Origin of the sequence: Hydrogenophaga sp. YM1 (genome assembly GCF_016903055.1) — a bacterium.
Taxonomy (GTDB): domain Bacteria; phylum Pseudomonadota; class Gammaproteobacteria; order Burkholderiales; family Burkholderiaceae_C; genus Hydrogenophaga; species Hydrogenophaga borbori.
This window is the reverse complement of the sequence record NZ_CP070223.1, coordinates 1,477,326-1,503,264: the sequence shown is the minus strand read 5'-3', so window position 1 is coordinate 1,503,264 and position 25,939 is coordinate 1,477,326. Positions and strand designations below refer to the sequence as shown.

Below are 25,939 nucleotides of genomic sequence, written 5' to 3'. Positions count from 1 at the left end.
CCTGGGCATTGGACAATTCCCGCCCATGTTTTCGACCCTCCCCCGCCGGGCGACGCTCGCCCTGGCGCTCGTTGCCGCGATCGCCGCCGCGCTGCCAGCCAGCGCCCCCGCCTTCGAACTCCCCTCGCTCGACCCCATCGTCCACTACCAGCCCAAGCTGCCCCTGCAGGTGCTGACGGCCGATGGCGAAGAGATCGCGCAGTTCGGCGCCGAGCGGCGCGAGTACGTGCCGCTGGAGCGCATCCCCCTGCAGCTGCAGCAGGCCGTGCTGTCGGTGGAGGACGCGCGCTTTCGCGAGCATTCCGGCGTGGACCCCAAGGGCATGGCGCGCGCGCTGGTGGCCGCCATCACCGGCGGGCGCAAGCAGGGCGCCTCCACCATCACGCAGCAACTGGTGCGCACCATGCTGCTCACGCGCCAGTTCTCGGCCGAGCGCAAGGCCAAGGAGATCTGGCTGGCGCTCAAGCTGGAGAACGAGCTCTCCAAGGACCGCATCCTGGAGATCTACCTCAACGAGATCTTCCTGGGCCAGCGCGCCTACGGCTTCGCCGCCGCCGCACAAACCTACTTCGGCAAACCGCTGGACAAGCTCACGCTGGCCGAGAACGCCATGCTCGCGGGCCTGCCGCAGAACCCGTACTACGCCAACCCGGTGGCCAACCTGGAGCGCGCCACGCAGCGCCAGCGCGTGGTGCTGGAGCGCATGCGCGCCACCGACGCCATCACCGACGAACAGCTGGCCCAGGCCAAGGCCGAGAAGCTGCGCCTGCGCACGCCCGGCCAGCGCAGCGTGCACGCGGCGCACGTGGCCGAGATGGCGCGGCAGGCGGTGGTGGAGCGCTTCGGCACCGAGGCCTATTCCAAGGGCCTGCGGGTGACCACCTCGCTGCTGGCGGCCGATCAGCGCGCGGCACACGCGGCCGTGCAGCGCGGCGTGCTGGCCTTCGACCGGCGCGGCGCCTGGCGCGGGCCGGAAGACAAGGAAACCCTGCCCGCCGGCAATGGCGCCGAGCTGGAGCGCGCCGCCGCCGAGGCCCTGAAGGACCACCGCGACGACGAGACCCTGCGCGTGGGCATCGTGCTCGAGGCCAGCCCCAAGGCCCTGCGGGTGCAGCTCGCCAGCGGCGAACGCGTCAGCGTGCAAGGCGAGGGCCTGCGCTGGGCGCAGCGCGGGCTCGACGCCAAGGCCAAGGCACCCCTCAAGATCGAACGCGGCGCCATCGTGCGCGTGGTGAGCACCGGCAAGACCAAGGACAGGAAGGGCGATGTCTGGGCCATTTCGCAATGGCCCGAGGCGGAGGCCGCGCTCGTCTCCATGGACCCGCGCACCGGCCGCATCCGCGCGCTGGTGGGCGGCTTCGACTTCACGCGCCAGCCCTTCAACCACGTGACGCAGGGCTGGCGCCAGCCGGGCTCGGCGCTCAAGCCGCTGCTGTACTCGGCCGCGCTGGAGTCGCGCGTGATGCCGGCCACCGTGGTGGACGACCTGCCCTTCACCGCCGCCAATGGCTGGAGCCCGTCCAACAGCAACGGCCAGCACCAGGGGCCGATCACCGTGCGCGAGGCGCTGGCGCGCTCCAGCAACCTGGCCAGCGTGCGCGTGCTGCAGCACACCGGCACGCCGGCCGCGCGCGAGTGGCTCGCCCGCTTCGGCCTGGACCCCGCGCGCCAGCCCGACGACCTGACCCTGGCCCTGGGCACCGGCAGCGTCACGCCGCTGCAGATGGCCCAGGCCTACGCCACGCTGGCCAATGGCGGCTGGCGCGTCTCGCCGGTGGTGATCGAGAAGATCACCGACGCGCAGGGCAAGCTGCTGTTCGAGGCGCCCCCCGCTGCGCCACTGGCCGAAGAAGACCGCGCCATCCCGGCGCGCAACGCCTACGTGATGGGCAGCCTGCTCAACGAGGTGACGCGCAGCGGCACCGCCGCGCGCGCGCAGGCCGTGCTCAAGCGCACCGACGTCTATGGCAAGACCGGCACCACCAACGACGCGGTGGACGCCTGGTTCGCGGGCTACCAGCCCACGCTGGCCGCCACCGTGTGGGTGGGCTACGACCAACCGCGCAGCCTGGGCCGCAGCGAATCGGGCGGGCGCGCGGCGCTGCCGATCTGGATCGACTACATGGGCGCGGCGCTCAAGGGCCAGCCGGTGGTGCCGGTGCCCGCGCCGCCCGAGGGCCTGGTGCGCGAAGGCGATGACTGGCTGTACGCCGAGTGGCGCGACGGCGGCTGGGTGTCGCAGATCTCGGACACCGCCGGCACCCAGTACAAGACGAACTTCGGCGGCGAGATCGGCAAGCTCTTCGATTCCATCGGCAACTGGCTGCGCAGCGGCACGCGGCCGACGCCGCCCGGCGAGTGAGACCGGCCGCGGCCCCGCCACCGGGGCCTTGGCCGCTCAGCCAACGGTGGTGGCCTCGTCCAACAGGCGCCAGAGGTCGGGGTCTTCGCTCGCGTCACACAGCTGCAGGAACACCGCCAGCACCAGGTCGGGGTCGATCGCTTCCATCGGCCCCGTGAGCAGTTCGCGCAGGGTGGACGGGTCGAGCAGCCCCAGGCGCATCACCCGCACGATCTCCTGCGCATGGGATTCGCTGCGGTGCCCGACGGCCGCGCGGCGCGTGGCGAAGGACACCCCGCTCAGCGACACCTGATCGCTCATGGGCAGCCACTCCTGCTGCACGAAGCCGTCGGCGAGATCGGGATCGTTGTGCAGGTGGAAGAAGAAGAAGGCCCTGAGCCCGCCCACGCAGTGGGCCAGGAAGTAGTCGCCCCGGCCCAGGCCTCGCCACAAGGGCTTGATGAACACGTCCCTGAGACCGGACCAAGGCGACGGTCCGCCGGAAACCAGGTGTGTGCTCCCCAGCAGCAGGTTCTGACAGACCACCGCGCGCAGGGCCTGCAGTGTCGCGCCCCCCGGCAAAGGATGGGGCAGGCTCATGTACACGGCGCGGACCCGGTCGAAGGTCTGGAGGAAGGTGATGAGTGTTTTCACCAGCCCCACATCGCGCGGCCCCGGCATGCCACCGCCGCAGACGATCCTCAGCTCGCGCAAGGTGTCATGCCGCTCCGGATTCATCAGGGCCTGGAGGAGCGCCACGGTGGTGTCCACCCGGTGGGTGCCCAGGGTGAGGTTCAGGGGGTGCAGCCATTCCACGAGCCAGGCCGCCAGCGGGGCCTCGTCCGCGCCGTCCACGCCCAGCCGGACCGTCTGCACACGGGCCATGGGCCGCAGGGGGAGCCCTTCGGGCGCCGCCCAGCCGTCCACCACCGCCTGGGGCTGGATCTCCACCTCGACGTGGCGCAGCGAGGGCTGCCCCACCACCCGGGTCCACAGCAGCATCCAGGCTTGCCCGTCCAGGCGCCCGCTCACCCGCAGTTCGATCGAATGCAGCAGGGGATGGGGCGTCGCCAGCCACTCGGCCAGCGGCCCGATGGTGGCGGGGGTGAGCGAGAGGTTCAGGCACAGGGGCACCTGGGCATTCGTCAGGCGCGTGTACGCCCCCGCATCGGGCAAGGCCGCGAGACGCCACTGGTGGCCGGGGCTGAGCACCGCCACGGCGCGCAGCAACGCGTCTTCGCCGGGGGTCTTCATGGCGAGCGTCGACAGCACGCTGGCCGCCTGTATTTCCAGGGCACGGCCCCGCACGTCGCACAGCGCCATGTTCAAGAAGTCGGCGAGCGTCGGGTCGGGTGGGTTCCGGACCCAGGCCGGGTCGCCCACGATCAAGGGGCGCACGGAAGCGCCACTCAACACGAGGCAGGCCTTGGAACCGGCGAGCGCCCAGCGCAGGGGTTCGGGGATCGGCCGCTGAATGCCATGGTCCACCGTCACCGTGAGACCCACCAGCCGGCCTTGCGCCGCCAGGGAGTCGAGGGTGGCCAGCAACGGCGCCAGCGCCGAGGCCTCGATGTGGACCGACAGGTGCAGGTGCAGAGCGGGCACCTCGGCGTCGGCCCGCTGCAGGGACTGGACCAGCGCATCGACCGCGCTCGGCCCGTCGATGCGGATCGGTTGCGCGCCTGGGTGGGAGGGACCGTCGCGGGAGGGCGCTCGGCGCTGCGGATCGGTGGTGCGCGTGAGGTGGTCGGACGAGAGCGATCGTTGAAGGCGTTGCATGGCGGGCGCAGGGGAACGGGCGTGGCGGGAATCGAACCCGCCCTGCGTTGCCGCGGTGGGCGGTTCGTTCCCCCGACACGCCCGGCTTGAGCAAACCCAAAGAACCCGTCCCCGCCTGCCGCACGCGCCACTCAGCCGGCCAGCCGCCGCGCGTACTCCGCCTCCAGCCGCGTGTGCAGTTCCCAGTAGCGCGGCCGGGCCTCGCCCCGCACCCGCGTCACCAGCAGGTCCAGGTGGGCGTGCCAGCCGGCCGAGACACTGAGCATGTCCTCCAGGCCGCGCAGGCGCTGGTGCGTGACCACCAGGCGCACGCCGCCGCCCGATTCGCTCAGCTCGTAGCGCACCTCGCCCTGGTCGCCCCAGGTGTGGGCCAGCAGGCGCGGCGGCTCGCATGCCGTCACCACACCGGTCAACCGTGCGCTGTCGGCCATGTCCGCGTACCGGGGTGGCGCGGGGTCGTCGGCGTAGGTCAGCTCCTTGTGGCGGAACTCCAGGCGCACCGCGCCGCCCACGCGCAGCTCCAGCGTGCCGCGCGCCATCCATTGCTCGCGTTTGTCGTTCTCGGTGAGCCAGGCCCAGATGTCCTGGACCGAGCCGGGCAGGTGGCGTTCGATGCGCACGGTGTCGTTGGACAACCGTTCGCCGTAGAGGGAATCCGTCGTCATGGTTTTCTCCGTTGGGGGGATGAAGGCGCGGCGCGCACCAGGCGCTCGAGGGTGTCGAGCCGCTCGGTCCAGAACCGCTCGTAGTGGCGCAACCACTCCATGCCCGCGTGCAGTGGCCCGGCCTCGAGGCGGCAGGTGTGCGTGCGCCCTTGCACCGTGCGCCGCACGAGGCCGGCGCGCTCCAGCACCTGGATGTGCTTGGAGGCGGCCGCCAGCGACATGTCCAGCGGCGCGGCCAGCTCGCTCACCGACAGCGCCTCGCCCGCCAGGCGCCGCAGCATGTCGCGGCGGGTGGGGTCGGCCAGGGCCTTGAAGACGGCGTCGAGATCGGCGGAGGAATGTTGTTCAACCATGTGATTGAATTTAATCGCGGCCCGATCGATATTCAACCACTCGGTTTATTTTTCTGACGAACGGCGAAGCCAAAAAAAAGCCGGCGCGAGGCCGGCTGTTCAGGGAGGGCGCGCCCGCTCAGGCCGCGCAGAGCCGTGCCTTCGCCTCGGCGTACTCGCGCTGCAAGCGCGCCACCAGCTCGCCCGCGCCCATCACCTCGCGGATGGCCCCGATGCCCTGGCCGCAGCCCCAGATGTCGCGCCAGGCCTTGGCGGCGTTGCTGCCCTCGCCGGTGGCGAAGTTCATCTTGCTCGGGTCGCTCTGCGGCAGATTGTCCGGGTCCATGCCGGCGTTGCGGATGGAGCCCTTGAGGTAGTTGCCGTGGATGCCGGTGTAGAAGTTGCTGTAGACGATGTCGTCGGAGTTGCTGTCCACGATCATCTGCTTGTAGCCCTCGACCGCGCGCGCCTCGTGGGTGGCGATGAAGGCCGAGCCGATGTAGGCCAGGTCCGCGCCCATGGCCTGCGCGGCCAGGATGGCGCCGCCCGAGGCGATCGCGCCCGACAGCGCCACCGGGCCGCCGAACCACTCGCGGATCTCCTGGACCATGGCGAAGGGGCTCTTCACGCTGGCGTGGCCGCCCGCGCCCGCGGCCACCGGGATCAGGCCGTCGGCGCCTTTCTCGATCGCCTTGTGCGCGAACACGTTGTTGATGACGTCGTGCATGACGATGCCGCCCCAGGCGTGCACGGCCTGGTTCACGTCCTCGCGCGCGCCCAGGCTGGTGATGACGATGGGCACCTGGTACTTGGCGCACAGCTGCATGTCGTGCTCGAGCCGGTCGTTGCTCTTGTGCACGATCTGGTTGATGGCGAAGGGCGCGGCCGGCTGGTCGGGGTGGGCCTTGTTGTGCGCGGCCAGGCCTTCGGTGATCTCGGCCAGCCACTCGTCCAGTTGCGAGGCCGGGCGCGCGTTGAGCGCCGGCATCGACCCCACCACGCCGGCCTTGCACTGCGCCAGCACGAGCTTGGGGTTGCTGATGATGAACAGCGGCGAGCCGATCACCGGGAACTTGAGGTTCTTGAGGACCGGGGGCAGGTAACGCTCGGGTGCTGGCATGTTGTCTCCGTGAAGGGGATCGGTCGGTGTCGCTCAGAAGGCTTCGATGGCCATCGCCGTCACGCCCTCGGCGCCGTCGACGATGGAGGCGGCCACGCCCGGCGCGCGGCTGAGGATGTGGTCGGCATAGAAACGCGCGGTGGTGATCTTCGCGTCCATGAAGGCCTTGTCCTGTCCCTTGGCCGACAGCGCCTCGGCCACCAGCAGCGCGCGCGCCATCTGCCAGCCCGCCACCAGGTTGCCCGCCAGCATGAGGTAGGGCACGCTGCCCGCGAAGGCGGCGTTGGGGTTGCCCTTGGTGTTGGCGACGATGAAGTCCACCGCCTGCTCGAAGGCCTCGCGCGCGGCCGCCAGGCGCTTGCCCACGGCCTGGGCGTTGCCACTGCCTTTGGCGAGCTCGGCCTCGGTCTGGCGGATCTGGGCGGCGATGGCCTTGGCCACGGTGCCGCCGTCGCGCGCGGTCTTGCGGCCCACCAGGTCGTTGGCCTGGATCGCCGTGGTGCCTTCGTAGATGGTGAGGATCTTGGCGTCGCGGTAGTGCTGGGCCGCGCCGGTCTCCTCGATGAAGCCCATGCCGCCGTGCACCTGCACGCCCAGGCTGGTGACTTCCAGGCTCATCTCGGTGCTGTAGCCCTTCACCAGCGGCACCAGGAACTCATAGAAGGCCTGGTTCTGCCGGCGCACCTCGGCGTCGGCGTGGTGGTGGGCGGCGTCGTAGGCGGCCGCGGCCACGCTGGCCATGGCGCGGCAGCCTTCGGTGGCGGCGCGCATGGTCATGAGCATGCGCTTCACATCGGGATGGTGAATGATGGGCGCGGCGGTGTTCATGCTGCCGTCCACCGGGCGGCTCTGTACACGCTCGCGCGCGTAGCCCACAGCCTGCTGGTAGGCGCGCTCGCTGATGGCGATGCCCTGCACGCCGACCGCGTAGCGCGCGGCGTTCATCATGATGAACATGTACTCGAGGCCACGGTTCTCCTGGCCCACCAGGGTGCCGATCGCGCCGCCGTTGTCGCCGTATTGCAGAACGGCCGTGGGGCTGGCCTTGATGCCCAGCTTGTGCTCGATGCTGACGCAGTGCACGTCGTTGCGCGCGCCCAGGCTGCCGTCCTGGTTGACCAGGAACTTGGGCACGGTGAACAGGCTGATGCCCTTGACGCCCTCGGGCGCGCCGGTCACGCGCGCCAGCACCAGGTGCACGATGTTGTCGGCCATGTCGTGCTCGCCGTAGGTAATGAAGATCTTGGTGCCGAAGATCTTGTAGGTGCCGTCGGGCTGCGGTTCGGCGCGCGTGCGCACGGCGGCCAGGTCCGAGCCGGCCTGCGGCTCGGTGAGGTTCATGGTGCCGGTCCACTCGCCGCTCACCAGCTTGTGCAGGTAGGTGGCCTTCTGCTCATCGCTGCCGGCGGTCAGCAGGGCCTCGATGGCGCCGTCGGTGAGCAGGGGGCACAGCGCGAAGCTCAGGTTGGCGCTGTTGAGCATTTCGCCGCAGGCCGAGCCGATGGTCTTGGGCAGGCCCTGGCCGCCGAAATCCACCGGGTGCTGCAGGCCCTGCCAGCCGCCCTCGGCGTACTGGCGGTAGGCGTCCTTGAAGCCGGGCGTGGTGGTGACCACGCCGTCCTTCACCGAGGACGGCTTGAGGTCGCCCTCGCGGTTGAGCGGCGCCACCACGCCTTCGTTGAGCTTGGCGCACTCCTCCAGCACGGCCTGGGCGGTCTCCAGGCCCGAGTCCTCGAAACCGGGCAGTTGAGCCACCTGGTCGATGCGCGCCAGGTGCTCGATGTTGAACAGCATGTCCTTGACGGGGGCGGTGTAGCTCATGGCTCAATGTCTCCAGGGGTGCGCCCACACAGAAAACGGTCGGCGCGATGCAAAAAAAGGGCATCGCACGCGATGCCCTTGGGGTGCTCTTCGGATCAGAGCGCCTTGACCAGCTCGGGCACGGCCTCGAACAGATCGGCCTCCAGGCCGTAGTCGGCCACGCTGAAGATCGGCGCCTCCGGGTCCTTGTTGATCGCCACGATCACCTTGGAGTCCTTCATGCCCGCCAGGTGCTGGATGGCGCCCGAGATACCGGCGGCGATGTAGAGCTGCGGCGCCACGATCTTGCCCGTCTGGCCCACCTGCAGGTCGTTGGGCGCGTAGCCCGCGTCCACCGCCGCGCGGCTGGCCCCGATGGCCGCGCCCAGCTTGTCCGCCAGCGGCGTGATCACCTCGTTGAACTTCTCGCTGCTGCCCAGCGCGCGGCCACCCGAGACGATGATCTTGGCCGCCGTGAGTTCGGGCCGGTCGCTCTTGGCGATCTCGCTGCCCACGAAGCTGCTCTTGCCCGAGTCGGCCACCGCGTTGGCGGTCTCCACCGCCGCGCTGCCACCGCTGGCTTGTGCCGGGTCGAAGCCCGTGGTGCGCACCGTGATCACCTTCTTCTCGTCCGTGGCCTGCACGGTGGCAATCGCGTTGCCCGCGTAGATCGGGCGCTCGAAGGTGTCCGGGCTGATGACCTTGGTGGCGTCGCTGATCTGCGCCACGTCCAGCAGCGCGGCCACGCGCGGCGCCACGTTCTTGCCGCTGGCGGTGGCGGGGAAGAGCAGGTGGCTGTAGGCGCCGGCGAGCGCCACGACCTGGGCCGCGACGTTCTCGGCCAGGCCGTGTTCGAAGCCGGCGGCCTCGGCGTGGATGACCTTGGCGACGCCGGCGATCTGGCTGGCGGCCTTCGCGGCTTCAGCGGCGTTGTGGCCCGCGACGAGCACGTGCACGTCGCCGCCGCACGCCAGTGCTGCGGTCACGGTGTTGAGGGTGGCGCCCTTGATGGACGCGTTGTCGTGTTCGGCAATAACCAGTGCAGTCATGTCAGTTCTTCCTCAGATCACCTTGGCTTCGGTCTTGAGCTTGGCCACCAGCGTGGCCACGTCGGGCACCTTCACCCCGGCACCGCGCTTGGGCGGCTCGCTCACCTTCAGCGTCTTGATGCGCGGCTTGACGTCCACGCCCAGCTCCTCGGGCTTGACCGTCTCCAGCGGCTTCTTCTTGGCCTTCATGATGTTGGGCAGCGTCACGTAGCGCGGCTCGTTCAGGCGCAGGTCCGTGGTAATGACGGCGGGCGTGCTGATGGACAGGGTTTCAAGACCACCGTCCACTTCACGGGTGACCTTGGCCTTGTCACCGTCGATCTCGACCTTGCTGGCGAAGGTGGCCTGCGGCAGCCCGGCCAGTGCGGCCAGCATCTGGCCCGTCTGGTTGCAGTCGTCATCGATCGCCTGCTTGCCCAGGATCACGAGACCGGGCTGTTCCTTGTCCACCAGGGCCTTCAAGAGCTTGGCCACCGCCAGGGGTTGCAGTTCCTCAGACGTCTCCACCAGGATCGCGCGGTCCGCGCCAATGGCCATGGCCGTGCGCAGCGTCTCCTGGCACTGGCTCACGCCGCAGGAAACCACCACCACCTCCGTGGCCGCGCCCTTCTCCTTCAGGCGCACCGCCTCTTCCACCGCGATCTCGTCGAACGGGTTCATCGACATCTTCACGTTGGCGATGTCGACACCGCTGCCATCGCTCTTCACGCGGACTTTGACGTTGTAGTCGACCACGCGCTTGACGGGGACGAGAACCTTCATGCTGAGCTGCTCCTGTGGTTTGGGGTTCGGGGTGCAATTGACGTGCACGTCAATTGGGCATTGTAGGTGGGCGCTGGGAGCGACCAAAGCGATGGCCAGAAAATCGAACGACCGTGCTTTTTTCGAATTATATCGATCGCCACGCGGGTGCCACGATGCCCGCGACGCACGGCGGGATGTCGTTGGGGCGTCATTTCGCCGACCGCTTGGTCGGCGAACTCGGGTAAGTCTGGAGGGCGTCGCGCAATGCGTTCACCTATAGTGAATTTGCGCCCTTTACTTATGTTGAGTAACGATGGCGCGCCCCTTCACCCCGTCGTTGGAGCACCCCGCATGAAGCTGATTCCCCTCCTGGCCACCGCCGCCCTGCTGAGCGCCGGCGCGGCCTCGGCGCAGACCGTGTTCACCGCCTCATCGTGGGTCCCCCCCACGCACACGTTGAGCATGGCGCAGAAATCGTGGTGCGATCTGCTGGAGAAGGAAAGCGCGGGTCGCATGAAGTGCAACATCCTGCCCAAGTCCGTGGCGGCGGCGCCCGGCACCTTCGACGCCGTGCGCGACGGCCTGGCCGACATTTCCTACACGGTGGACGGCTACACGCCGGGGCGCTTCGTCTTCACGCAGCTGGCCGAGTTCCCCTTCCTGGGCGACAGCGCGCTGGCCACCTCGGTGGCCTACCAGCACCTCTACGCCAAGCACTTCGCGCCGCTGGGCGAGCACCGCGGCGTGAAGGTGCTGGCCGTGTTCACGCACGGGCCCGGCATCATCTTCAACAGCAAGCAGCCAGTGAAGACACTGGACGACGCCACCAAGCTCAAGTTCCGCATCGGCGGTGGCAACATCAACGAGCTGTCCAAGCTCATGGGCTTCAACACCACGCTCAAGCCCGCGCCCGACTCCTTCGAGCTGCTGTCCACCGGCGTCATGGACGGCACCTTCTTCCCCGACGAGTCGATCGCCTCGTTCAAGCTGAACATGATCAAGCACGCCACTACCTTCCCTGGTGGCCTCTACAACACCAGCTTCGTGTTCATGATGAACCCGGCCAAGTACAACGCCCTGTCCGCGCAGGACAAGGCCGTGGTCGACAAGATCTCGGGCGAGGTCGCCACGCGCATCTTCGGCGAAGGCTGGGACAAGGTCGACGCCGCCAGCCGCGAGCTGCAGAAGGCCCAAGGCGTGGCGCGCATCCAGGCCGACGACTCCTTCATCAAGGCCGTCGCCGCCAAGCAGGCCGAGCTGGAGGACAAATGGGCCGCCGCCGCCGCGGCCAAGGGCCTGAAGGACCCCAAGGCCGTGCTGGCCGAGTTCCGCGCCGAGATCAAGAAGGTCAAGTAAGGCATCGAGCCGCCACCCACCCCGCACGGCGGGCAGTCGCCAACCCGGCTGCCCGCCGTTGCTTTTGAACGCTCCCCCGACATGCTCACCGTCCTGGATCGCGCGCTGCGCTGGTCGACCGGCCTCATGGCCGCGATGGCCTTGTTCTCCATCATGCTGCTCACGCTCGTCGACGTGACGGGCCGCAAGTTCTTCAGCCACTCGGTGCCCGGCGGGCTCGAGGTCACCGAGATCCTGATGGTGATCGTGATCTTCGGCGCGCTGCCCTTGGTCTCCTGGCGCGGCGAGCACGTGGTCTTCGACTCGCTGGACGCCTTCATTCCCAGTGGCCTGCGGCGCATCCAGCAGCGCGTGGTGCACCTGTTCTGCGCCATTGCCTTCGCCTGGATGGCGCGCCTGATGCTGCTGCGCGCCGACCGCTTTCTCGACTACGGCGACATCACGGTCCACCTGCAGCTGCCCATGGCGCCGGTGGCCTGGATGATGGCGCTCTTCCTGTTCGTGACCGCTCTGGTGCACCTGGTCTTCGTCTTCTTCCGTCCTCCCGAGCCCGCTTTCCACGGCGCGGCCCAGCCGGGAGACGCCGCATGACCGCCGCGCTGCTGGGTTTTCTGGGCGTCTTCGCCATGGCCTTCCTGCGCGTGCCGCTGGCCGTGTCCATGGCCACCGCGGGCTTTGTGGGCATGGGTGTGCTGCGGGGCTGGCAGCCGGCCCTGGCCAGCACCAGCCAGGTGATCTTCGAAACCGGCTTCGCCTATGTGCTGTCGGTCATCCCGCTGTTCGTGCTGATGGGCAATTTCGTCGCCCGCGCCGGCATGGCGCGCGAGTTGTTCAACGCGGCCAATGCCTTCGTGGGCCACCGCCCGGGCGGCCTGGCCATGGCCAGCATCATTGCCTCGGGCGGTTTTGGCTCCATCTGCGGCTCGTCGATCGCCACCGCGGCCACCATGACCCGCGTGGCCTTTCCGGAGATGAAGGCGCACGGCTACAAGGAGACCCTGGCCACCGGCGCCATTGCCTCGGGCGGCACGCTGGGCATCCTGATCCCGCCGTCCACCATCCTGGTGATCTACGGGATCATCACCGAGACCGACATCGGCAAGCTGTTCATCGCCGGCATCCTGCCCGGCATCGTCGCCATCACCTGCCTGTGCCTGGCCGTGGTGTTCGTCACCTGGCGCGATCCCCAGGCCGGCCCGCCCGCCGAGCGCTTCACCTGGCGCCAGCGCCTGGCCGCCATCCGCGGCATCTGGGGGGTGGCGCTGCTGTTCGCGCTGGTGATCGGCGGCATCTACGGCGGCGTGTTCACCGCCACCGAAGGCGCGGGCATGGGCGCGGCGGGCGCATTTTTCTTCGCGCTGGCGCGCCGCACGCTCACGCCGCGGCTGCTGCTGGAGGTGCTGATCGAAAGCTCGCGCACCACGGCCATGCTGTTCACCATCCTGATCGCCGCGATGATCTTCACCAATTTCATCAACTTCACGTCCATGCCGGCCGATCTGCGCGACTTCGTGCTGCAGTTCAGCCCCGAGCCGATCATGGTGGTGGTGGTGATGATGGTGATCTACCTGGCTCTGGGCATGGTGATGGAGGAACTGGCGATCGTGCTGCTCACGATCCCGGTGTTTTTCCCCGTGGTCACCGGCTTGGGCTTTGACCCCATCTGGTTCGGCATCCTCATCGTGACCATCGTGGAGATCGGCATGATCTCGCCGCCCGTGGGCCTGAACCTGTTCGTCATCAACTCGCTGCTGCCTGGGGTCAAGCTGACCACCATCTACCGCGGCGTGTGGCCCTTCGTGACGGCCGATGTGGTGCGGCTGGGCATTCTCATCGCCTTCCCGGTGATCTCGCTCTGGCTGCCCGGTTTCATGAACCGCTAGTGGCCACCGCGCCGTCTCCCTCGCGCAGCACGTGCACCACGCGCTGCGGGAAGGGGATCTCGATGCCGTTGGCGCGCAGCGAGGAGAGGATGGCCATGTTGATCGCCGAGCGCAGCGCGAGCTGCCCGTTCTCGGGATCGCCGATCCAGTAGCCGAGCGTGAACTCCAGGCCGTCGGCGCCGAAGTTGGACAGGGCCACCGAGGGCCCGGGGCTCTTGAGCACGCGGGACTGCGCGGTGGCGGCCTCCAGCAGCAGGCGCGACACCAGGTCGACGTCGCTGTCGTAACCCACCGACACCACGGTCGACTGCCAGACATTGGGATCGGCCAGCGACAGGTTCTCCACGCGGTTGGTGATGAGCATCTCGTTGGGCACGATGGACTCGCGCCCGCTGAGGTTGCGGATCAGCGTGTAGCGCGCGTTGATGTCGGTGATGCGGCCCTCGAAGTTGTCCACGCGCACGTTGTCGCCGATGCGCATGCTGCGCTCGGCCAGGATCACGAAGCCGCTGACGTAGTTGGACGCGAGCTTTTGCAGGCCCAGGCCGATGCCCACGCCCACGGCGCCGCCCAGCACCGAGAGGGCGGTCAGGTCGATGCCCACAGCCGAGAGCGCGACGATGAGGCCCACGAACAGGAGCAGGGCCCGCGTGGCGTTGCTCACCGCCTGGCGCAGCGAGCGGTCCCGGCCCACCACGTTGCGCAGCAGCCGGGCCTCGATGGCCGATGAAATCCACAGCGTGATGATCAGCACCGCCGACGCGGTGACGATGCCTTCGATGAGGGTGCGCAGGCTCAGCGTGGTGGCGCCCACCTTCCAGCGGATGTCCTCGGCCTCGGCCAGCATCACCGGCAGCAGCCCGCTGACCCACAGCACCATGCCCAGCCAGGCGGCCCAGGAGATGGTGCGCTCCAGCACCTTCACCCAGGGGCTGTCGTCGAAGGCCGCCTGCAGCACCTTCACCCCCAGGCGGATCACCGCCAGCGACACCAGCACGGGGATGGCGACGTGAAAGACCGCCAGCGGCACGAAGTGCATCAACAGCCCGCGCGCCACGAAGCCCAGCACCAGCAGCACGATGGGGAACAGCGCGCCATCGACGATGCGCCGGCCGAACAGCACCGACTGGGGTTCGTTCCGCATGGACAGGGCACGGCGCAGGCCGGCCACCAGGGACCAGGCCAACAGGGCCACGGCCGCCAGCGCGGCCAGTTCGGCCAGCGCCGCCGGCTGCAGGAAGCTATTGAACCAGGCGGACAGGTCGTCCACCGGCCGCAGCGAAGCGGAGGAAGGGTTCATCGTCAAAGCAGGTGACAGGAAAAAAACGGCATCAGCTCAGACGCCCGCAAGCGCGCGCAGGTGCGCTTCCACGCTGCGCGCCAGCGCGTCCAGCGCGTAGCCGCCCTCCAGGCAACTCACGACGCGGCCCTGGGCGTGGCGATCGGCCACCGCCTGGATGCGCTCGCTCAGCCAGGCGTAGTCCTGCTCGACCAGGCCCAGCTGGCCCATGTCGTCCTCGCGGTGCGCGTCGAAGCCGGCGCTCACGAACAGCATCTGCGGCCGGTGCTCGTCCAGGCGCGGGATCCAGCAGGTCTCGACCAGCTCGCGGATGTCCATGCCGCGCGTATAGGCCGGCACCGGCAGGTTGACCATGTTCTTCGCCGTGGAGTGCGTCCACGCCGGGTAGAACGGGTGCTGGTAGAAGCTGCACATGAGGATGCGCTCATCGCCCTCGATGATGTCCTCGGTGCCATTGCCGTGGTGCACGTCGAAGTCGATGATGGCCACGCGTTTCAGGCCGTGGCGCTCCAGCGCGTACTTGGCGGCCACCGCCACGTTGTTGACGAAGCAAAAGCCCATGGCCTGGCGGCGCGTGGCGTGGTGGCCCGGCGGTCGCACCGCGCAGAAGGCGTTGCGCAGCTCGCCGGCCAGCACGGCGTCGGTGGCGTCGATGGCCGCGCCCGCGGCCATGAGGATCGCCTCCCAGCTGTGCACGTTCATCGAGGTGTCGGGGTCGACCTGCGCGCGCTGCGGCCCGCCGGCGGCGATGTCTTCCTTGAGGGTGTCGGCCAGGCCACGCAGCGCGGCCAGGTGCAGGCGGTCGTGCGCGAGCTCCAGGTCGGCCAGGGCGGCGGGCGTGGCCTCGCGGCGCTCGAGCGCGGCGTCCAGGCCGGTCAACAGCAACCGGTCCTCGATCGCATCGAGCCGTTCGGGGCATTCGGGGTGGCCGGCGCCCATGTCGTGCTGCCAGCATGCCCGGTGCGTGAAATAACCAGTGGCGTGGGCCATCTCTGAACTGCGGTGAGAATCGCGGCCAATATGCAAGCCCAGATGCAACAAGACTCCAAGATCCAGCGCCTGCTGAGCCAGCTTAACACGGTGATCGTGGGCAAACCGCAGCAGGTCAGCGACTGCGTGGCCTGCCTGCTCGCGGGCGGCCACCTGCTGATCGAGGACGTGCCCGGCGTGGGCAAGACCACCCTGGCCCATGCCCTGGCGCGCTGCTTTGGGCTGCAGTTCGCGCGCGTGCAGTTCACCGCCGACCTCATGCCCACCGACCTGATCGGCGTCTCCATCTACGAGCGCGGGCGCGAGGCCTTCGTCTTCCACCCGGGCCCGGTGTTCGCCCAGGTGCTGCTGGCCGACGAGATCAACCGCGCCAGCCCCAAGACCCAGAGCGCGCTGCTGGAGGCCATGGAAGAGAAGCAGGTGACGGTAGAGGGCGAGACGCGCGCCCTGCCCCAGCCCTTCTTCGTCATCGCCACGCAGAACCCGCACGACCAACTGGGCACCTACGCCCTGCCCGAATCGCAGCTCGACCGCTTCCACATGCGCCTGTCGCTGGGCTACCCCGACCGCGCCGCCGAGCGCGAGCTGCTGCGCGGCCAGGACCGGCGCGAGCTGATCGATTCGATGCCACCGGCCCTGGACGCCGACGAGCTCGCCCGCCTACAGCGCGCCGTGGCCGAGGTGCACACCGCCGAACCGGTGCTCGACTACCTGCAGGACCTGGTCAACGCCACGCGCAGCGGCCGCTGGTTCCTGCAGGGCCTGTCGCCGCGCGCCGCGCTGGCCGTGGTGCGCGCGGCCAAGGCCCAGGCCTTCCTGCAAGGCCGCGACTACGTGGCGCCCGACGACATCGCCGCCATCCTGCCGCAGACCACGGCGCACCGGCTGATCCCCGTGCGCGACGCCGGGCGCGGTCCGCTGGAGCAGGTGCGCGCGATGCTGGACGCCGTCCCCCTGCCGTAATGAGCCCCCCCAGAAGCGCCTTCGGCGCCTCCCCCCAGGGGGCGGCGCCAGCGGCCCGGCAACGCCGGTTCCGCGGCGCCCTGGGTGCAATACCCGCGGGGCTGAACCTCAGGGCGCGCGCGCGGGCCTGGTTCCACAACCGGCTCAGGCGCAGCGACACGCTCACGCTCACCCAGCGCAACGTCTACATCCTGCCCACGCGCCCGGGCTGGATGCTGGCCCTCACCCTGCTCCTGCTGCTGGTGGCCAGCATCAACTACCAGCTCAACCTGGGCTACCTGCTGACCTTCCTGCTGGCCGGCAGCGCCCTGGTGGGCATGCACGTGTGCCACAACAACCTGCGGGGTCTCACGCTGCACCTGCACCCGCCCGAGCCGGTGCACGCGCACCAGGCGGTGGTGCTGGAGGTGCGTCTGTCCAGCGAGCGGCGGCGCGCGCGCCACGGCATCGGCCTCGGCGTGCTCCCCGAGGACGGCGGCGCGCCGGCCCTGGCCTGGGCCGACGTGCCCGCCCAAGGCAGCGCCGATCTGCAGCTGGCCTGGCAACCGCCCGCGCGCGGCCTGCACAAGCTGCCGGCACTCAGCGCCATGACCCTGTTCCCGCTCGGCACCTTTCGCGTGTGGACGGTGTGGCGCCCGGCCGCCCAGGCCCTGGTCTACCCCACGCCGGAAGAGCACCCACCGCCACTGCCGCCCGGCGAACCGCTGTCGGGCGGTGCCGGCAGCGCGCGCGTGCAGGCCACGGGCGAATACGACGGCGTGCGCGCCTACCGGCGCGGCGACCCGATGAAGGCCGTGGTCTGGAAGAAGGCCGCCCAGGCCTTCGCGAGCGGGCGCGACGAGCTGGTCAGCCGCGACGCCCTGTCCAGCCAGCGCCAGCGGCTCTGGCTGGACCTGAACCAGTGCGGCGGCACGGGGCTGGAAGGACGCGTGTCGCGCCTGACCGCCTGGGTGCTGATGGCCGACCGGCTCGAACTCGACTATGGCCTTCGCCTGCCGGGCCGCGAGATCGCCCCCGACCAAGGCCCGGTGCACCGCAACCAGTGCCTGGAGGCGCTCGCGCTGTGCTGAACGCGCTTCGAACGTCCCGCGCCGCCGGTGCGCCACCCTCGCTGCCCCGCGAGACGCGCGACACCCTGTTCGTGCTCGCGGTCATCGCCTGGGTGGTGGCCCTGCAGGCCGCGCACATTCCCTGGTGGACCACGGCGCTCACCGCCGGCGTGCTGGCCTGGCGCGCCCGGCTGGCGCTGCGCGCCGCCCCCCTGCCCGGCTGGCCCTGGCGCCTGGGGCTGTTGCTGCTCACGCTGGGCGCCACCTTCGCCAGCCACGGCACGCTGCTTGGCCAGGAGGCCGGCGTCACGCTGGTGGTGGTGCTGCTGGCGCTCAAGACCCTGGAGCTGCGCGCGCGTCGCGACGCCTTCGTGGTGTTCTTCCTCGCCTTCTTCACCCTGCTCACGCACTTCTTCTACTCGCAGTCGCTGCTCACGGCGGCCGGCATCCTGGTCGCGCTGCTGGGCCTACTCACGGCCCTGGTGAACGCGCACATGCCCGTGGGCCAGCCGCCGCTGTCGCAGGCCGCGCGCTACGCCGCCGGCATGGCGCTGATGGGCGCGCCCATCATGCTGGTGCTGTTCCTGCTGTTCCCGCGCCTGGCGCCCTTGTGGGGCACGCCGAACACCGACCCGAGCGGGCGCAGCGGCCTGTCGGACGAGATGCGTGTGGGCGAGATCGCCCAGCTCGCGCTGGACGACAGCATCGCGCTGCGCGTGCGCTTCGACGACCCGCGCCCACCGCCGGCCGGCCTGCTGTACTTCCGCGGCCCGGTGTTCGGCAGCTTCGACGGCCGGCAGTGGCGCCCGCTCGAATCGGGTTTCCCGCGCGAGCAGCGCCTCACGGCCCAGCTGCGCCCGCGCGGCGAGCCCGTGGGCTACGAGGTCACGCTGGAGCCCAACCGGCGCCCCTGGGTCTTCGTGCTGGAAGCCGCCACCGCCGCGCCCGAACTGCCCGGCGGCAACCGCGTGCGCATGAGCGAAGCGCTGCAATGGACCGCCCAGCGCCCCATCAACAGCCTGGTGCGTTACCGGGCGCAAAGCCACCTGGACTTCGGCCACGGCCCGCTGGAGGCACAGATCGGTCTGCAGGACTACCTGCAACTGCCGCCCGGCTTCAACCCGCGCACCCTGCAGCTGGCGCAGGAGATGCGCCGACAGCACGGCCCCGGCCCCGCCGCCGCGCCGGCGCTGGTGAACGCCGCGCTCGAACGCCTGCGCACCGGCGGCTACCGCTACACGCTGGAGCCCGGCGTTTACGGCCGGCACACCGCCGACGAGTTCTGGTTCGACCGCAAGGCGGGCTTCTGCGAGCACATCGCCAGCGGCTTCGCCGTGCTCATGCGCGCCATGGACATCCCGGCGCGCGTGGTCACGGGCTACCAGGGCGGGGAAACCAACACCGTCGACGGCTACTGGACCGTGCGCCAGCGCGACGCCCACGCCTGGACCGAGGTCTGGCTGCAGGGCCAGGGCTGGGTGCGCGTGGACCCCACGGGCGCGGTCTTCCCTGGCCGCATCGGCTCCGTGCAGCGCCTGCAGGCGCCCGCCGCCGGTTTCGCGGGGGCCTTCGCCGGCGCGCTCGGCAACCTCAACCCCACGCTCACGGCGCAGCTGCGCGCCACCTGGGAGGCCGTCAACAATGCCTGGAACCAGTGGGTGCTGGACTACACGCAGGGCAGCCAGCTCGAGCTGCTGCGCGCGCTGGGTTTCGCCTCGCCAAGCTGGCAGGACCTGGCCACCGTGCTGCTGGGCGTGGTGGTCGGCGTGAGCCTGCTGGGCGCGCTCTGGGCCCTGTGGGAACGCCAGCGGCACGATCCCTGGCTGCGCCTGCTGCGGCGCGCGCGCCAGCGGCTGGAACGCCTGGGCGTGGCCTCGGACGAGCGCACGCCCCCGCGCGAACTGGCTCAACGCATGAAGGCGCAACTGGGCGATGGCCCGGCCGTTCAAGGTCTGGCCGACTGGCTGTTGCGCCTCGAAGCCCAACGCTACGGGCGCGACAGCGGCAGCACCCTCGCCCAGCTGAGGCGGGAATTCCGCCGGCTGGCCTGGCCGGTCCGCCGCCGCGCGTGATCCAATCGCGGGCAATGCAACGCCGATCGATCGCCCTGGCCGCCCTGGCCACCCTCTCGCTGTCCACCCTGCCGCTGCCGGTCGCCCTGGCCCAGGCCACCCCCCTCGCCAAGCAGCGCCCCACGAGCCGCCCGTCCGCGCGAGCGCCCTTCTTCTACCGCGACCACCCGGCCGCCATGGCCTTCGCCGAAGACCTGGCCGCGCGCCGCCAGCTCGACCCGGCCTGGGTGCTGGCGCAGATCGGCCAGGCGCAGCGGCTGGAGGCCGCCATCCGCGGCGTCACGCCGCCGCCGCGCGGCGTGCCCAAGAACTGGGCCGCCTACCGCGCGCGCTTCATCGAGCCCACGCGCATCGCCGCCGGGCAAGCCTTCTGGCAGGACAACCGCGAGGCCCTGGCGCGCGCCGAGGCCGAGTTCGGCGTACCGGCCTCGCTCATCGTCGGCGTCATCGGCGTGGAGACGCTCTACGGCCGCCACACCGGCACCCACAAGGTCATCGACGCGATCACCACGCTCGCCTTCGACTTCCCCGCCAGCCACCCACGCGCCGCCGCGCGCAGCGCCTTCTTCCGCGACGAGCTGGAGCAATTGCTGAGCCTGTGCCAGCGCAACGGCAGCGACCCGCAAGGCCTGCTGGGCAGCTTCGCCGGCGCCATGGGCCTGCCGCAGTTCATGCCCAGCAGCTGGGCGCGCTACGCCATCGACTTCGACGGCAACGGCAAGGTCGACCTGTTCGACAGCCCGGCCGACGTGATCGGCTCGGTGGCGAACTACTTCAAGGCCTTCGGCTGGACACCCGGCATGCCCACGCACTACCCGGTGCGCTTCGACCCGGCCACGCTGGACCTGGAGACCCTGCTCGCGCCCGACATCCTGCCCAGCTTCACGGTGGAGGCCTTCCAGGCCAAGGGCGCCATGCTCGAGGGCGCGGCGCTGCAGCACCCCGGCCCGCTGGCACTGGTCGAGCTGCAGAACGCGGGCGCGCCGTCCAGCTACGTGGCCGGCACGCAGAATTTCTACGTGGTGACCCGCTACAACTGGAGCAGCTACTACGCGCTGGCGGTGATCGAGCTGGGCGAGGCGGTGAAGGCGGCGCTGCCCGAGCGCTGAGCGGCTGGGGCGGCCGAGCCATCGGCCATTCGATGGGGGCGGTTTCCCGCTGGTCGGCACCAGCACCGCCATGCGGCCGAGGCCGGCGCAGACCACGGAACCCTCACGACCGAGCGGGGCACGGATCGGGCAAGACCGGCTTCGAGGCCCCCACATGATCCGCAGCAAAGCAGCCCAACTCCGGCATCACACAGTCGCCCCCCTCCCCGGCCCCAAGCGCCCCGCCGACGGCAAGCCCACCAAGCCAGGCCTTCAGCTTCTTCCACCTCAAGCCCCCCGCTTGAAGCGCCAGAGGTCCTTGCTGGAGAAAATTCAGCACCGATGGGCCAAGCTGATGGCCCCCCCTGCCGCGCGCACCCAGCGGACACAAGAGAAGGCCAGCCAGAAAACCCATGAAGCCACGCAACTGTTGCTGGCCCACCTGCTTGTCGATCTGCCGTCACCCGAGGCCATTGATGGGCACCTGGACCGGATCAACCGGGCCAGCCGTCCCCTGACCAACGCCGATGCCCATCAGGCGACCGACGCATTCCGCAAATGCCTGCGCATGCAACTGTTCGCCTTGCCGCCTGAGGACCTGGATCAGTTGCAAGCGCGCGTCGACCTGGCCCCAAGCGGCCAGCGTGATGCCGTTCTGCGCGGCCTGGTTCGCGAGATCGATGCCTTGCGCAAGGACAGGCAAGACATCCTGAAGTTCTTCGACAAGGCCCTCCAAGCCAGCGAGAACAAGGACCCAGCCACCATGGACGACCAGCTGTCACAGGCCTGGGGAAAAGCCGTTCGCCTGCTGCAGAACTACCAGTTGGTGGGCCCCGCTGAAGACCCTGTCGCGTTGGGCGAGGCGCTGCTCAAGCCCCTCTGCGCCTTGTGGCTGCAGGGGCAACCCGCCGACGACGAACAACTCAAGCGCTTCTTCCAAGCGATGCCCGCCTCCCGCCAGGCCGCCTGGCTAGCGGCGGGACCCCAACATATGTCCGTGGATGGCCGGGCCGTCGACCGACTGCTGAAAAAGGCCATCGCGCAAACCGAGGCAACGCTCGTCGCAGCGCTGCGCGACGCCTGCAAGGCGGCATACGAGCAACCCTCGATCGAGACACTGGTCAAGCTGGCCGATGCCTGGGCCGCCTTGCAGAAGCACTGCAACACCCTGAACCGCCCGACCGCTGCCGCTGGATTCCAATACCGCGTGGCCATGACCACCCGGCTCGCCAGCGAGCACCTGAAGCTGCCGGATCGGCCTCTGGATGCGCTATCGGATCAGGAACTGCACCCGCTGAGCCAGGCCCTGCAAACGCTGAACATCCCGCACGACCCCCAGGCCTTCGTCCGCGAGATCGCTGAGCGCCAAGCATTCCGCCGAGAGCCGTGCGCGGAATCCCTGCAAAGGGCGTTGAGGCAACTGGCCAACGGCGACCTGGACGTGGCCCTGGGGTATCTGGCGGAGGTGGATCGGCACTTCGAATCGCTGGTGCCGATCCACGAGGCCCTGGCGGGCCGCCGCCTGGACATCGACGGCAGGACCGAACTGGCCTATCGGCTCTTCCAGGAAGTCTTCGAGAACGCCGCGCCACACACGCTCAAGTCGGCCTTCGCCACCCTCAACGACGAGCAGACGCTGCTGCTGACCCAGGTGCTGATGAACATGGGCCTGCAGGCGGAGGACGATGACGCCACAGACAAGGCCGCGTTCAGCCGGATCGGAACCCAGCTGCTGCTGCTCAAAGGCGCCCTGGCCCAGCAACTGCAGAAGACCGGCGAAATGAAGAGCCTGTCCAAGGAGCAAGCCCAAGCGGCCGCCGGACTGCTGGACCGCAAGACCTTCGCGATCGCGTTTCGCTTCACCGACGGACTCGTTCAGCGGCCCATGGAATGACTCCACCCCTCCAAGACGGCCCAAGCCGGGTACCCCCCATCCTATTGACCGACGGCCTTTTTTCCACGGAACAGGCGTTCGGCGCCCGGCCACCCAACACCGTCGAACAGAGACGGCGGGCCACGGGGCACGCCGCACCGCCGCCCATTGCCCATGGAGAAGCCCATGAACACCGATGACGTCATCCAGGCCATCGCCACGGCCATGGGTGTGCCCGAACTGCGGCTGGACGAACACGGCTGCGCGCGACTGCGGGTCGACGACCGCATCGACGTCAACTTCGAGGCCAGTGGCAGCAGCCACTTGCTGCACATCTATTGCACGCTGGGCCCCGTGCCCACGAGCGATCGCGAACGCACCTTCGAGCAACTGCTCAGCGCCAACCTCTTCGGCGCCGACACCGGCGGCGCCGCGCTGGCCATCGACGTCGAGTTCAACGAGATCGTGCTGTGCTCGGACATCGGCAACCACGGCTGGACGGCCGAACTGATCATGTCGCGCCTGCAGCGCTTCATCGATGCGGCGGAGACGTGGCAGGAACGCTTCGCTGCCCTCCCGTCCACCGCGGCCAGCGCCGATCCGCGCCCCCCGGCCGCCCCCTCCTTTCTTTCAGTCTGAAGCCGGCCGCGCCGCGCCTGGCGCCCGGCGTCGACCAAACCCTCCGCGCATTCACGTTCAGCGAGAGACGACCATGCCAGTTGGAAACACCACCACCGCTCACCTGCCCCTGCCGATCAACCATGTGTTCCACGACAGCCCTGTCGGAAAGTTCCATGGGAGGTCGCGGGCTGCAACCGTGCTGCCCTCCCAAGCGAAACGCACCGGATGGAACAAGGTGGCCCATGGCATGGTGCGTGGATGGAGCCGCTTCCTCAACGCCATGACCCCTGGCGGTGTGCGGGTCGACCCCAAGTACCGCCATGCGCTGAAAGACACCAGCCGGGCCGTTGGTGATCTGCTGGGCAACCTGATCCATCCTCAGGGAAACCTCAGTTCGAAGGCACTGAAGAAGGCATTCGGCGCCATCGAAAACACCGCCGCGCCCGTGACGCAGCGCGGCGTGCCGCTGGATCAGCTGCTGACCCAGCGCTTCGAGGTTCACCTGGCTCAGTTCACGCCCGCCGAACTCAAGACCTTGCGCACCCAACTCCAGATCTTGTTCGCGGACGGAACCGATGCCGCGGTGGCGCTGCCTCTCAAGCGCTTGAGCCAGGCGTTGAGCGCGGAAGTCGAGCGTCGCGTCTTCGCCGATGGAAGAACCCAACTCTTGCCCAGGCTCAAGGAAGCCATCGCGGAGGCCCAGCAACAGTCGCCTCGCGCCCCAGACACGTACAACGGTCTGTCGGGCGTGGTCAAAAACATCATGGGCCAATACGGCATGAACCATGCCGCGAAATACGGGGATGAGACCCAACTGGCGCTGAGCGTGCTGGGCGCGGCCCTCAACGGGTTCCTCAGCAAGGGCGATGTCTCCGCCAGCGACATCAAGACCTTGCTGGACGCCCTGCCCAGCGAAGACCAAGCCGCGCTGCAAGCGGCCGACAGCGCCCATTGGGTCGCCAGAAGCACCGACCTGATCGACACCCTCATCGCGGACGTCGCGGTGCAACGCCAGCGACACACGCAGGAGCGCTTCCTGGCCGCCGCCCAAGGTGCGCTGTTGTCGCTCTCACCCCCCGGTCAGGTGGACCCGCAGGGTCTGCGCCGCATCATCGACGCCGCCGGACAATGGAAGGCGCTGCAGAAGCACCATGGCGCGCATGGCCTGAGCACCGACCCGCAGGTCACGCAGGCATTCGAGGCGATCGTCCATCACGTCCCTCGGCTGGTGCTCCATCAGGCGGCCCTCGATGAGCTGAGCGCGGCGGAGCTGCCCGCGCTGTCCAAGGCCCTGGCCATCTTCGGCAACACCCAGGCCGAGCCCACCCTTGCCCAGGCCATCGACGAGCGACTCGATTGGGGTGTACGGGAATGCCATGAGGCCTTGCTACCCGTACTGGACCAGTTGAACCAGGGCGACCTGCACGCGACCTTGAACGCCCTGGCGGCGACCCAGAGGGTTCTGGCCAAGGTGAAAACCCAGCAGGAGCTGCTCAAGGGCTTGCATCAGACGGGCGCCGACGATGTCCGCGACTTCGAGTACAGCGTCTATGAGCCCTTGTTCACGAACATGGGCCCAGACCAGCTGCCAAGGCACGCCCAAGCGCTCGCCAGCCCCGCCACACAGCGGCTCGTCGAGACCCTTCGAGGCATGGGCCAGGACCTGTGGAATGCCTCGGGCGGTGACGCAACCGATCCACGCTTTGCGACGGCCGAGCAGTTGCTCGGCATCAGCCAGACCCTGATGCAATTGGCCGATTCGGCGAACCGGGCCCAGGCCACCCGCACAGGGGTTGAGGCGCCGGCCGCACCGGAGTACGACCCCAGCCAGCAGGACCCGGACGTCCGCAACGCCGTGAACGGGGTGTTCCAGATCCCCGTGAACTGAGCCATCGGGGCCGCGTCCGGCCGGCGATTCAGCCCGCCGGCACCAGGAAGTCCTGGCTGATGCGCCAGCCCAGCTCGTTCACGCGGTCCAGGAACTGCGTGAGGTAGGCGTGCAGGCCGGTGGCCAGGATTTCATCGATGCGGCCGTACTGCAGCTCGGCCTTGAGCTTGCCGGCGCGGCGCAGGGTCTCGCCGCTGTGATCGCTGGCGACCACGGCCAGGTTGTTGACCACCTCGTTCAGGCTGGCGGCCAGGCTGCGCGGCATGTCGGCGCGCAGGATCAGCAGCTCGGCCACGCGCTCGGGCGTGATCACGTCGCGGTAGACCTTGCGGTAGACCTCGAAGCCGCTGACGCTGCGCAGGATCGCGCTCCAGTGGTAGAAGTCGTATTCCTGGTCGAGCTCGCTGGCGGCGCCGAAGAAGTCGCTGTGCACCGCATGGAACTTCACGTCCAGCAGGCGCGCGGTGTTGTCGGCGCGCTCCAGGAAGGTGCCCATGCGGTAGAAATGGAAAGCCTCGTCCTGCAGCATGGTGCCGATGGCCACGCCGCGCGACAGGTGCGAGCGGAACTTCACCCACTCGAAGAACTGCCCCGGGTCGCGCTCGAAGGCCTTGCCCTGCAGCGCGCGGTTGAGTTCCAGCCAGGTCTGGTTCTGCATCTCCCACAGCTCGGTGGTGAGCGCGCCGCGCACCGCGCGCGCGTTCTCGCGCGCCGCGCGCAGGCAGGACACGATGCTCGACGGGTTGTTCTCGTCGCGCACCATGAAGTCGAGCACGTTGCGCGGCGTGATGGCCTGGCCGTACTGCGCGCGGTAGGCCGGCAGCAGCTCGCTGATGGTGAGCAGGCCCTCCCAGCCCACCTGGGCCACCGCGGCCGACTGCGGCAGCAGCGAGGTCTGGTAGTTGACGTCGAGCATGCGCGCGGTGTTTTCCGCGCGCTCGGTGTAGCGCGACATCCAGAAGAGGTGGTCGGCGGTGCGGGACAGCATGTCTAGGACTCCATCAAACCGGCATGAGGCGGCAGCAC

Annotated in this window: 21 protein-coding genes and 1 tRNA gene; 11 read left to right on the top strand and 11 right to left on the bottom strand. The window is 69.3% G+C overall.

All coding sequences use genetic code 11. From position 1 onward, the window contains the following. The first annotated feature begins 25 nt into the window (after nucleotides 1-25). The gene (locus JNX00_RS07210) at nucleotides 26-2,362 is read left to right on the top strand and encodes a PBP1A family penicillin-binding protein (protein WP_204744528.1); all 2,337 of its coding nucleotides are present in this window, start codon (nucleotides 26-28) and stop codon (nucleotides 2,360-2,362) included. A gap of 36 nt (nucleotides 2,363-2,398) precedes the next feature. Here JNX00_RS07210 and JNX00_RS07205 read toward each other — a convergent pair whose 3' ends face one another. The 8 genes from JNX00_RS07205 to JNX00_RS07170 all read right to left on the bottom strand — a co-directional run bounded on the left by JNX00_RS07205 (nucleotide 2,399) and on the right by JNX00_RS07170 (nucleotide 9,848). Next, a complete protein-coding gene (locus tag JNX00_RS07205) occupies nucleotides 2,399-4,120 on the bottom strand; it encodes a hypothetical protein (protein WP_204744527.1) in 1,722 nt (573 codons plus the stop codon). A 16-nt stretch (nucleotides 4,121-4,136) separates the two neighbouring features. Next, nucleotides 4,137-4,203, bottom strand: a tRNA-OTHER gene (locus JNX00_RS07200). 48 nt (nucleotides 4,204-4,251) lie between these two features. Next, entirely contained in the window at nucleotides 4,252-4,785 is a 534-nt protein-coding gene (locus JNX00_RS07195; RefSeq protein ID WP_204744526.1) for an SRPBCC family protein, read from the bottom strand. Continuing rightward, nucleotides 4,782-5,138, bottom strand: coding sequence for a metalloregulator ArsR/SmtB family transcription factor (locus JNX00_RS07190; protein ID WP_204744525.1), 357 nt, complete (start codon nucleotides 5,136-5,138; stop codon nucleotides 4,782-4,784). Before JNX00_RS07190 ends, JNX00_RS07195 begins: the two co-directional genes overlap by 4 nt. Nucleotides 5,139-5,256: 118 nt before the next feature. Next, the gene (locus JNX00_RS07185; protein ID WP_204744524.1) at nucleotides 5,257-6,237 is read right to left on the bottom strand and encodes a nitronate monooxygenase family protein; all 981 of its coding nucleotides are present in this window, start codon (nucleotides 6,235-6,237) and stop codon (nucleotides 5,257-5,259) included. 33 nt (nucleotides 6,238-6,270) lie between these two features. Next, on the bottom strand, nucleotides 6,271-8,058 hold the full coding sequence (locus JNX00_RS07180; protein ID WP_070400665.1) for an acyl-CoA dehydrogenase: 1,788 nt from the start codon (nucleotides 8,056-8,058) through the stop codon (nucleotides 6,271-6,273). A gap of 95 nt (nucleotides 8,059-8,153) precedes the next feature. Further along, on the bottom strand, nucleotides 8,154-9,086 hold the full coding sequence (locus JNX00_RS07175) for an FAD-binding protein (RefSeq protein WP_204744523.1): 933 nt from the start codon (nucleotides 9,084-9,086) through the stop codon (nucleotides 8,154-8,156). A gap of 12 nt (nucleotides 9,087-9,098) precedes the next feature. After that, on the bottom strand, nucleotides 9,099-9,848 hold the full coding sequence (locus JNX00_RS07170) for an electron transfer flavoprotein subunit beta/FixA family protein (protein ID WP_204744522.1): 750 nt from the start codon (nucleotides 9,846-9,848) through the stop codon (nucleotides 9,099-9,101). A 333-nt stretch (nucleotides 9,849-10,181) separates the two neighbouring features. Between JNX00_RS07170 and JNX00_RS07165 the strand changes: the two genes are divergently transcribed. The 3 genes from JNX00_RS07165 to JNX00_RS07155 all read left to right on the top strand — a co-directional run bounded on the left by JNX00_RS07165 (nucleotide 10,182) and on the right by JNX00_RS07155 (nucleotide 13,069). After that, complete coding sequence (locus JNX00_RS07165) at nucleotides 10,182-11,186, top strand: TRAP transporter substrate-binding protein (protein ID WP_070398761.1); 1,005 nt, start codon at nucleotides 10,182-10,184, stop codon at nucleotides 11,184-11,186. 81 nt (nucleotides 11,187-11,267) lie between these two features. Continuing rightward, nucleotides 11,268-11,777, top strand: a complete 510-nt coding sequence (locus JNX00_RS07160; protein WP_070398762.1) for a TRAP transporter small permease — start codon at nucleotides 11,268-11,270, stop codon at nucleotides 11,775-11,777. Beyond that, nucleotides 11,774-13,069 carry a TRAP transporter large permease gene (locus tag JNX00_RS07155; protein ID WP_070398763.1) on the top strand — a complete coding sequence of 432 codons (1,296 nt, stop codon included), beginning with the start codon at nucleotides 11,774-11,776 and terminating at the stop codon, nucleotides 13,067-13,069. The genes JNX00_RS07160 and JNX00_RS07155 overlap by 4 nt, the downstream gene beginning before the upstream one ends. On the opposite strand, the gene JNX00_RS07150 is transcribed toward JNX00_RS07155, so the two are convergent. Both JNX00_RS07150 and JNX00_RS07145 read right to left on the bottom strand, forming a co-directional pair. Continuing rightward, the gene (locus JNX00_RS07150; RefSeq protein WP_204744521.1) at nucleotides 13,056-14,369 is read right to left on the bottom strand and encodes a mechanosensitive ion channel domain-containing protein; all 1,314 of its coding nucleotides are present in this window, start codon (nucleotides 14,367-14,369) and stop codon (nucleotides 13,056-13,058) included. The two genes, JNX00_RS07155 and JNX00_RS07150, sit on opposite strands and share 14 nt — an antisense overlap. A 36-nt stretch (nucleotides 14,370-14,405) precedes the next feature. Further along, a complete protein-coding gene (locus JNX00_RS07145; protein ID WP_204744520.1) occupies nucleotides 14,406-15,359 on the bottom strand; it encodes a histone deacetylase family protein in 954 nt (317 codons plus the stop codon). Between the two features lie 42 nt (nucleotides 15,360-15,401). On the opposite strand from JNX00_RS07145, the gene JNX00_RS07140 reads away from it, so the two are divergent. From JNX00_RS07140 to JNX00_RS07110, 7 genes are all read left to right on the top strand, one after another. Beyond that, nucleotides 15,402-16,322: a MoxR family ATPase gene (locus JNX00_RS07140; protein ID WP_070398766.1), complete on the top strand. Its 921-nt coding sequence runs from the start codon at nucleotides 15,402-15,404 to the stop codon at nucleotides 16,320-16,322. Then, entirely contained in the window at nucleotides 16,322-17,392 is a 1,071-nt protein-coding gene (locus JNX00_RS07135; protein WP_239478272.1) for a DUF58 domain-containing protein, read from the top strand. The genes JNX00_RS07140 and JNX00_RS07135 overlap by 1 nt, the downstream gene beginning before the upstream one ends. Continuing rightward, complete coding sequence (locus JNX00_RS07130) at nucleotides 17,386-19,443, top strand: DUF3488 and transglutaminase-like domain-containing protein (protein WP_204744519.1); 2,058 nt, start codon at nucleotides 17,386-17,388, stop codon at nucleotides 19,441-19,443. Before JNX00_RS07135 ends, JNX00_RS07130 begins: the two co-directional genes overlap by 7 nt. A 14-nt stretch (nucleotides 19,444-19,457) precedes the next feature. After that, a complete protein-coding gene (gene mltB / locus JNX00_RS07125) occupies nucleotides 19,458-20,552 on the top strand; it encodes a lytic murein transglycosylase B (protein ID WP_204744518.1) in 1,095 nt (364 codons plus the stop codon). Between the two features lie 154 nt (nucleotides 20,553-20,706). Next, nucleotides 20,707-22,425, top strand: coding sequence for a hypothetical protein (locus JNX00_RS07120; RefSeq protein WP_204744517.1), 1,719 nt, complete (start codon nucleotides 20,707-20,709; stop codon nucleotides 22,423-22,425). A 165-nt stretch (nucleotides 22,426-22,590) separates the two neighbouring features. After that, complete coding sequence (locus JNX00_RS07115) at nucleotides 22,591-23,043, top strand: type III secretion system chaperone (RefSeq protein ID WP_204744516.1); 453 nt, start codon at nucleotides 22,591-22,593, stop codon at nucleotides 23,041-23,043. A 73-nt stretch (nucleotides 23,044-23,116) separates the two neighbouring features. Further along, entirely contained in the window at nucleotides 23,117-24,913 is a 1,797-nt protein-coding gene (locus JNX00_RS07110) for a hypothetical protein (RefSeq protein WP_204744515.1), read from the top strand. Between the two features lie 28 nt (nucleotides 24,914-24,941). Here JNX00_RS07110 and JNX00_RS07105 read toward each other — a convergent pair whose 3' ends face one another. Next, nucleotides 24,942-25,901: an alpha-E domain-containing protein gene (locus JNX00_RS07105; protein WP_070398771.1), complete on the bottom strand. Its 960-nt coding sequence runs from the start codon at nucleotides 25,899-25,901 to the stop codon at nucleotides 24,942-24,944. Nucleotides 25,902-25,939: the final 38 nt, after the last annotated feature.

Excerpts from the sequence above, each read along its gene's own strand:
- JNX00_RS07145 (WP_204744520.1), bottom strand. The coding sequence starts at position 15,359 with ATGGCCCACGCCACTGGTTATTTCACGCACCGGGCATGCTGGCAGCAC.
- JNX00_RS07160 (WP_070398762.1), top strand. The coding sequence starts at position 11,268 with ATGCTCACCGTCCTGGATCGCGCGCTGCGCTGGTCGACCGGCCTCATG.
- JNX00_RS07185 (WP_204744524.1), bottom strand. The coding sequence starts at position 6,237 with ATGCCAGCACCCGAGCGTTACCTGCCCCCGGTCCTCAAGAACCTCAAG.
- JNX00_RS07165 (WP_070398761.1), top strand. The coding sequence starts at position 10,182 with ATGAAGCTGATTCCCCTCCTGGCCACCGCCGCCCTGCTGAGCGCCGGC.
- JNX00_RS07150 (WP_204744521.1), bottom strand. The coding sequence starts at position 14,369 with ATGAACCCTTCCTCCGCTTCGCTGCGGCCGGTGGACGACCTGTCCGCC.
- JNX00_RS07115 (WP_204744516.1), top strand. The coding sequence starts at position 22,591 with ATGAACACCGATGACGTCATCCAGGCCATCGCCACGGCCATGGGTGTG.
- JNX00_RS07155 (WP_070398763.1), top strand. The coding sequence starts at position 11,774 with ATGACCGCCGCGCTGCTGGGTTTTCTGGGCGTCTTCGCCATGGCCTTC.
- JNX00_RS07195 (WP_204744526.1), bottom strand. The coding sequence starts at position 4,785 with ATGACGACGGATTCCCTCTACGGCGAACGGTTGTCCAACGACACCGTG.
- JNX00_RS07175 (WP_204744523.1), bottom strand. The coding sequence starts at position 9,086 with ATGACTGCACTGGTTATTGCCGAACACGACAACGCGTCCATCAAGGGC.
- JNX00_RS07210 (WP_204744528.1), top strand. The coding sequence starts at position 26 with ATGTTTTCGACCCTCCCCCGCCGGGCGACGCTCGCCCTGGCGCTCGTT.
- JNX00_RS07205 (WP_204744527.1), bottom strand. The coding sequence starts at position 4,120 with ATGCAACGCCTTCAACGATCGCTCTCGTCCGACCACCTCACGCGCACC.
- JNX00_RS07135 (WP_239478272.1), top strand. The coding sequence starts at position 16,322 with ATGAGCCCCCCCAGAAGCGCCTTCGGCGCCTCCCCCCAGGGGGCGGCG.
- JNX00_RS07190 (WP_204744525.1), bottom strand. The coding sequence starts at position 5,138 with ATGGTTGAACAACATTCCTCCGCCGATCTCGACGCCGTCTTCAAGGCC.
- JNX00_RS07105 (WP_070398771.1), bottom strand. The coding sequence starts at position 25,901 with ATGCTGTCCCGCACCGCCGACCACCTCTTCTGGATGTCGCGCTACACC.
- JNX00_RS07110 (WP_204744515.1), top strand. The coding sequence starts at position 23,117 with ATGCCAGTTGGAAACACCACCACCGCTCACCTGCCCCTGCCGATCAAC.
- JNX00_RS07140 (WP_070398766.1), top strand. The coding sequence starts at position 15,402 with ATGCAACAAGACTCCAAGATCCAGCGCCTGCTGAGCCAGCTTAACACG.
- mltB (WP_204744518.1), top strand. The coding sequence starts at position 19,458 with ATGCAACGCCGATCGATCGCCCTGGCCGCCCTGGCCACCCTCTCGCTG.
- JNX00_RS07120 (WP_204744517.1), top strand. The coding sequence starts at position 20,707 with ATGATCCGCAGCAAAGCAGCCCAACTCCGGCATCACACAGTCGCCCCC.
- JNX00_RS07170 (WP_204744522.1), bottom strand. The coding sequence starts at position 9,848 with ATGAAGGTTCTCGTCCCCGTCAAGCGCGTGGTCGACTACAACGTCAAA.
- JNX00_RS07180 (WP_070400665.1), bottom strand. The coding sequence starts at position 8,058 with ATGAGCTACACCGCCCCCGTCAAGGACATGCTGTTCAACATCGAGCAC.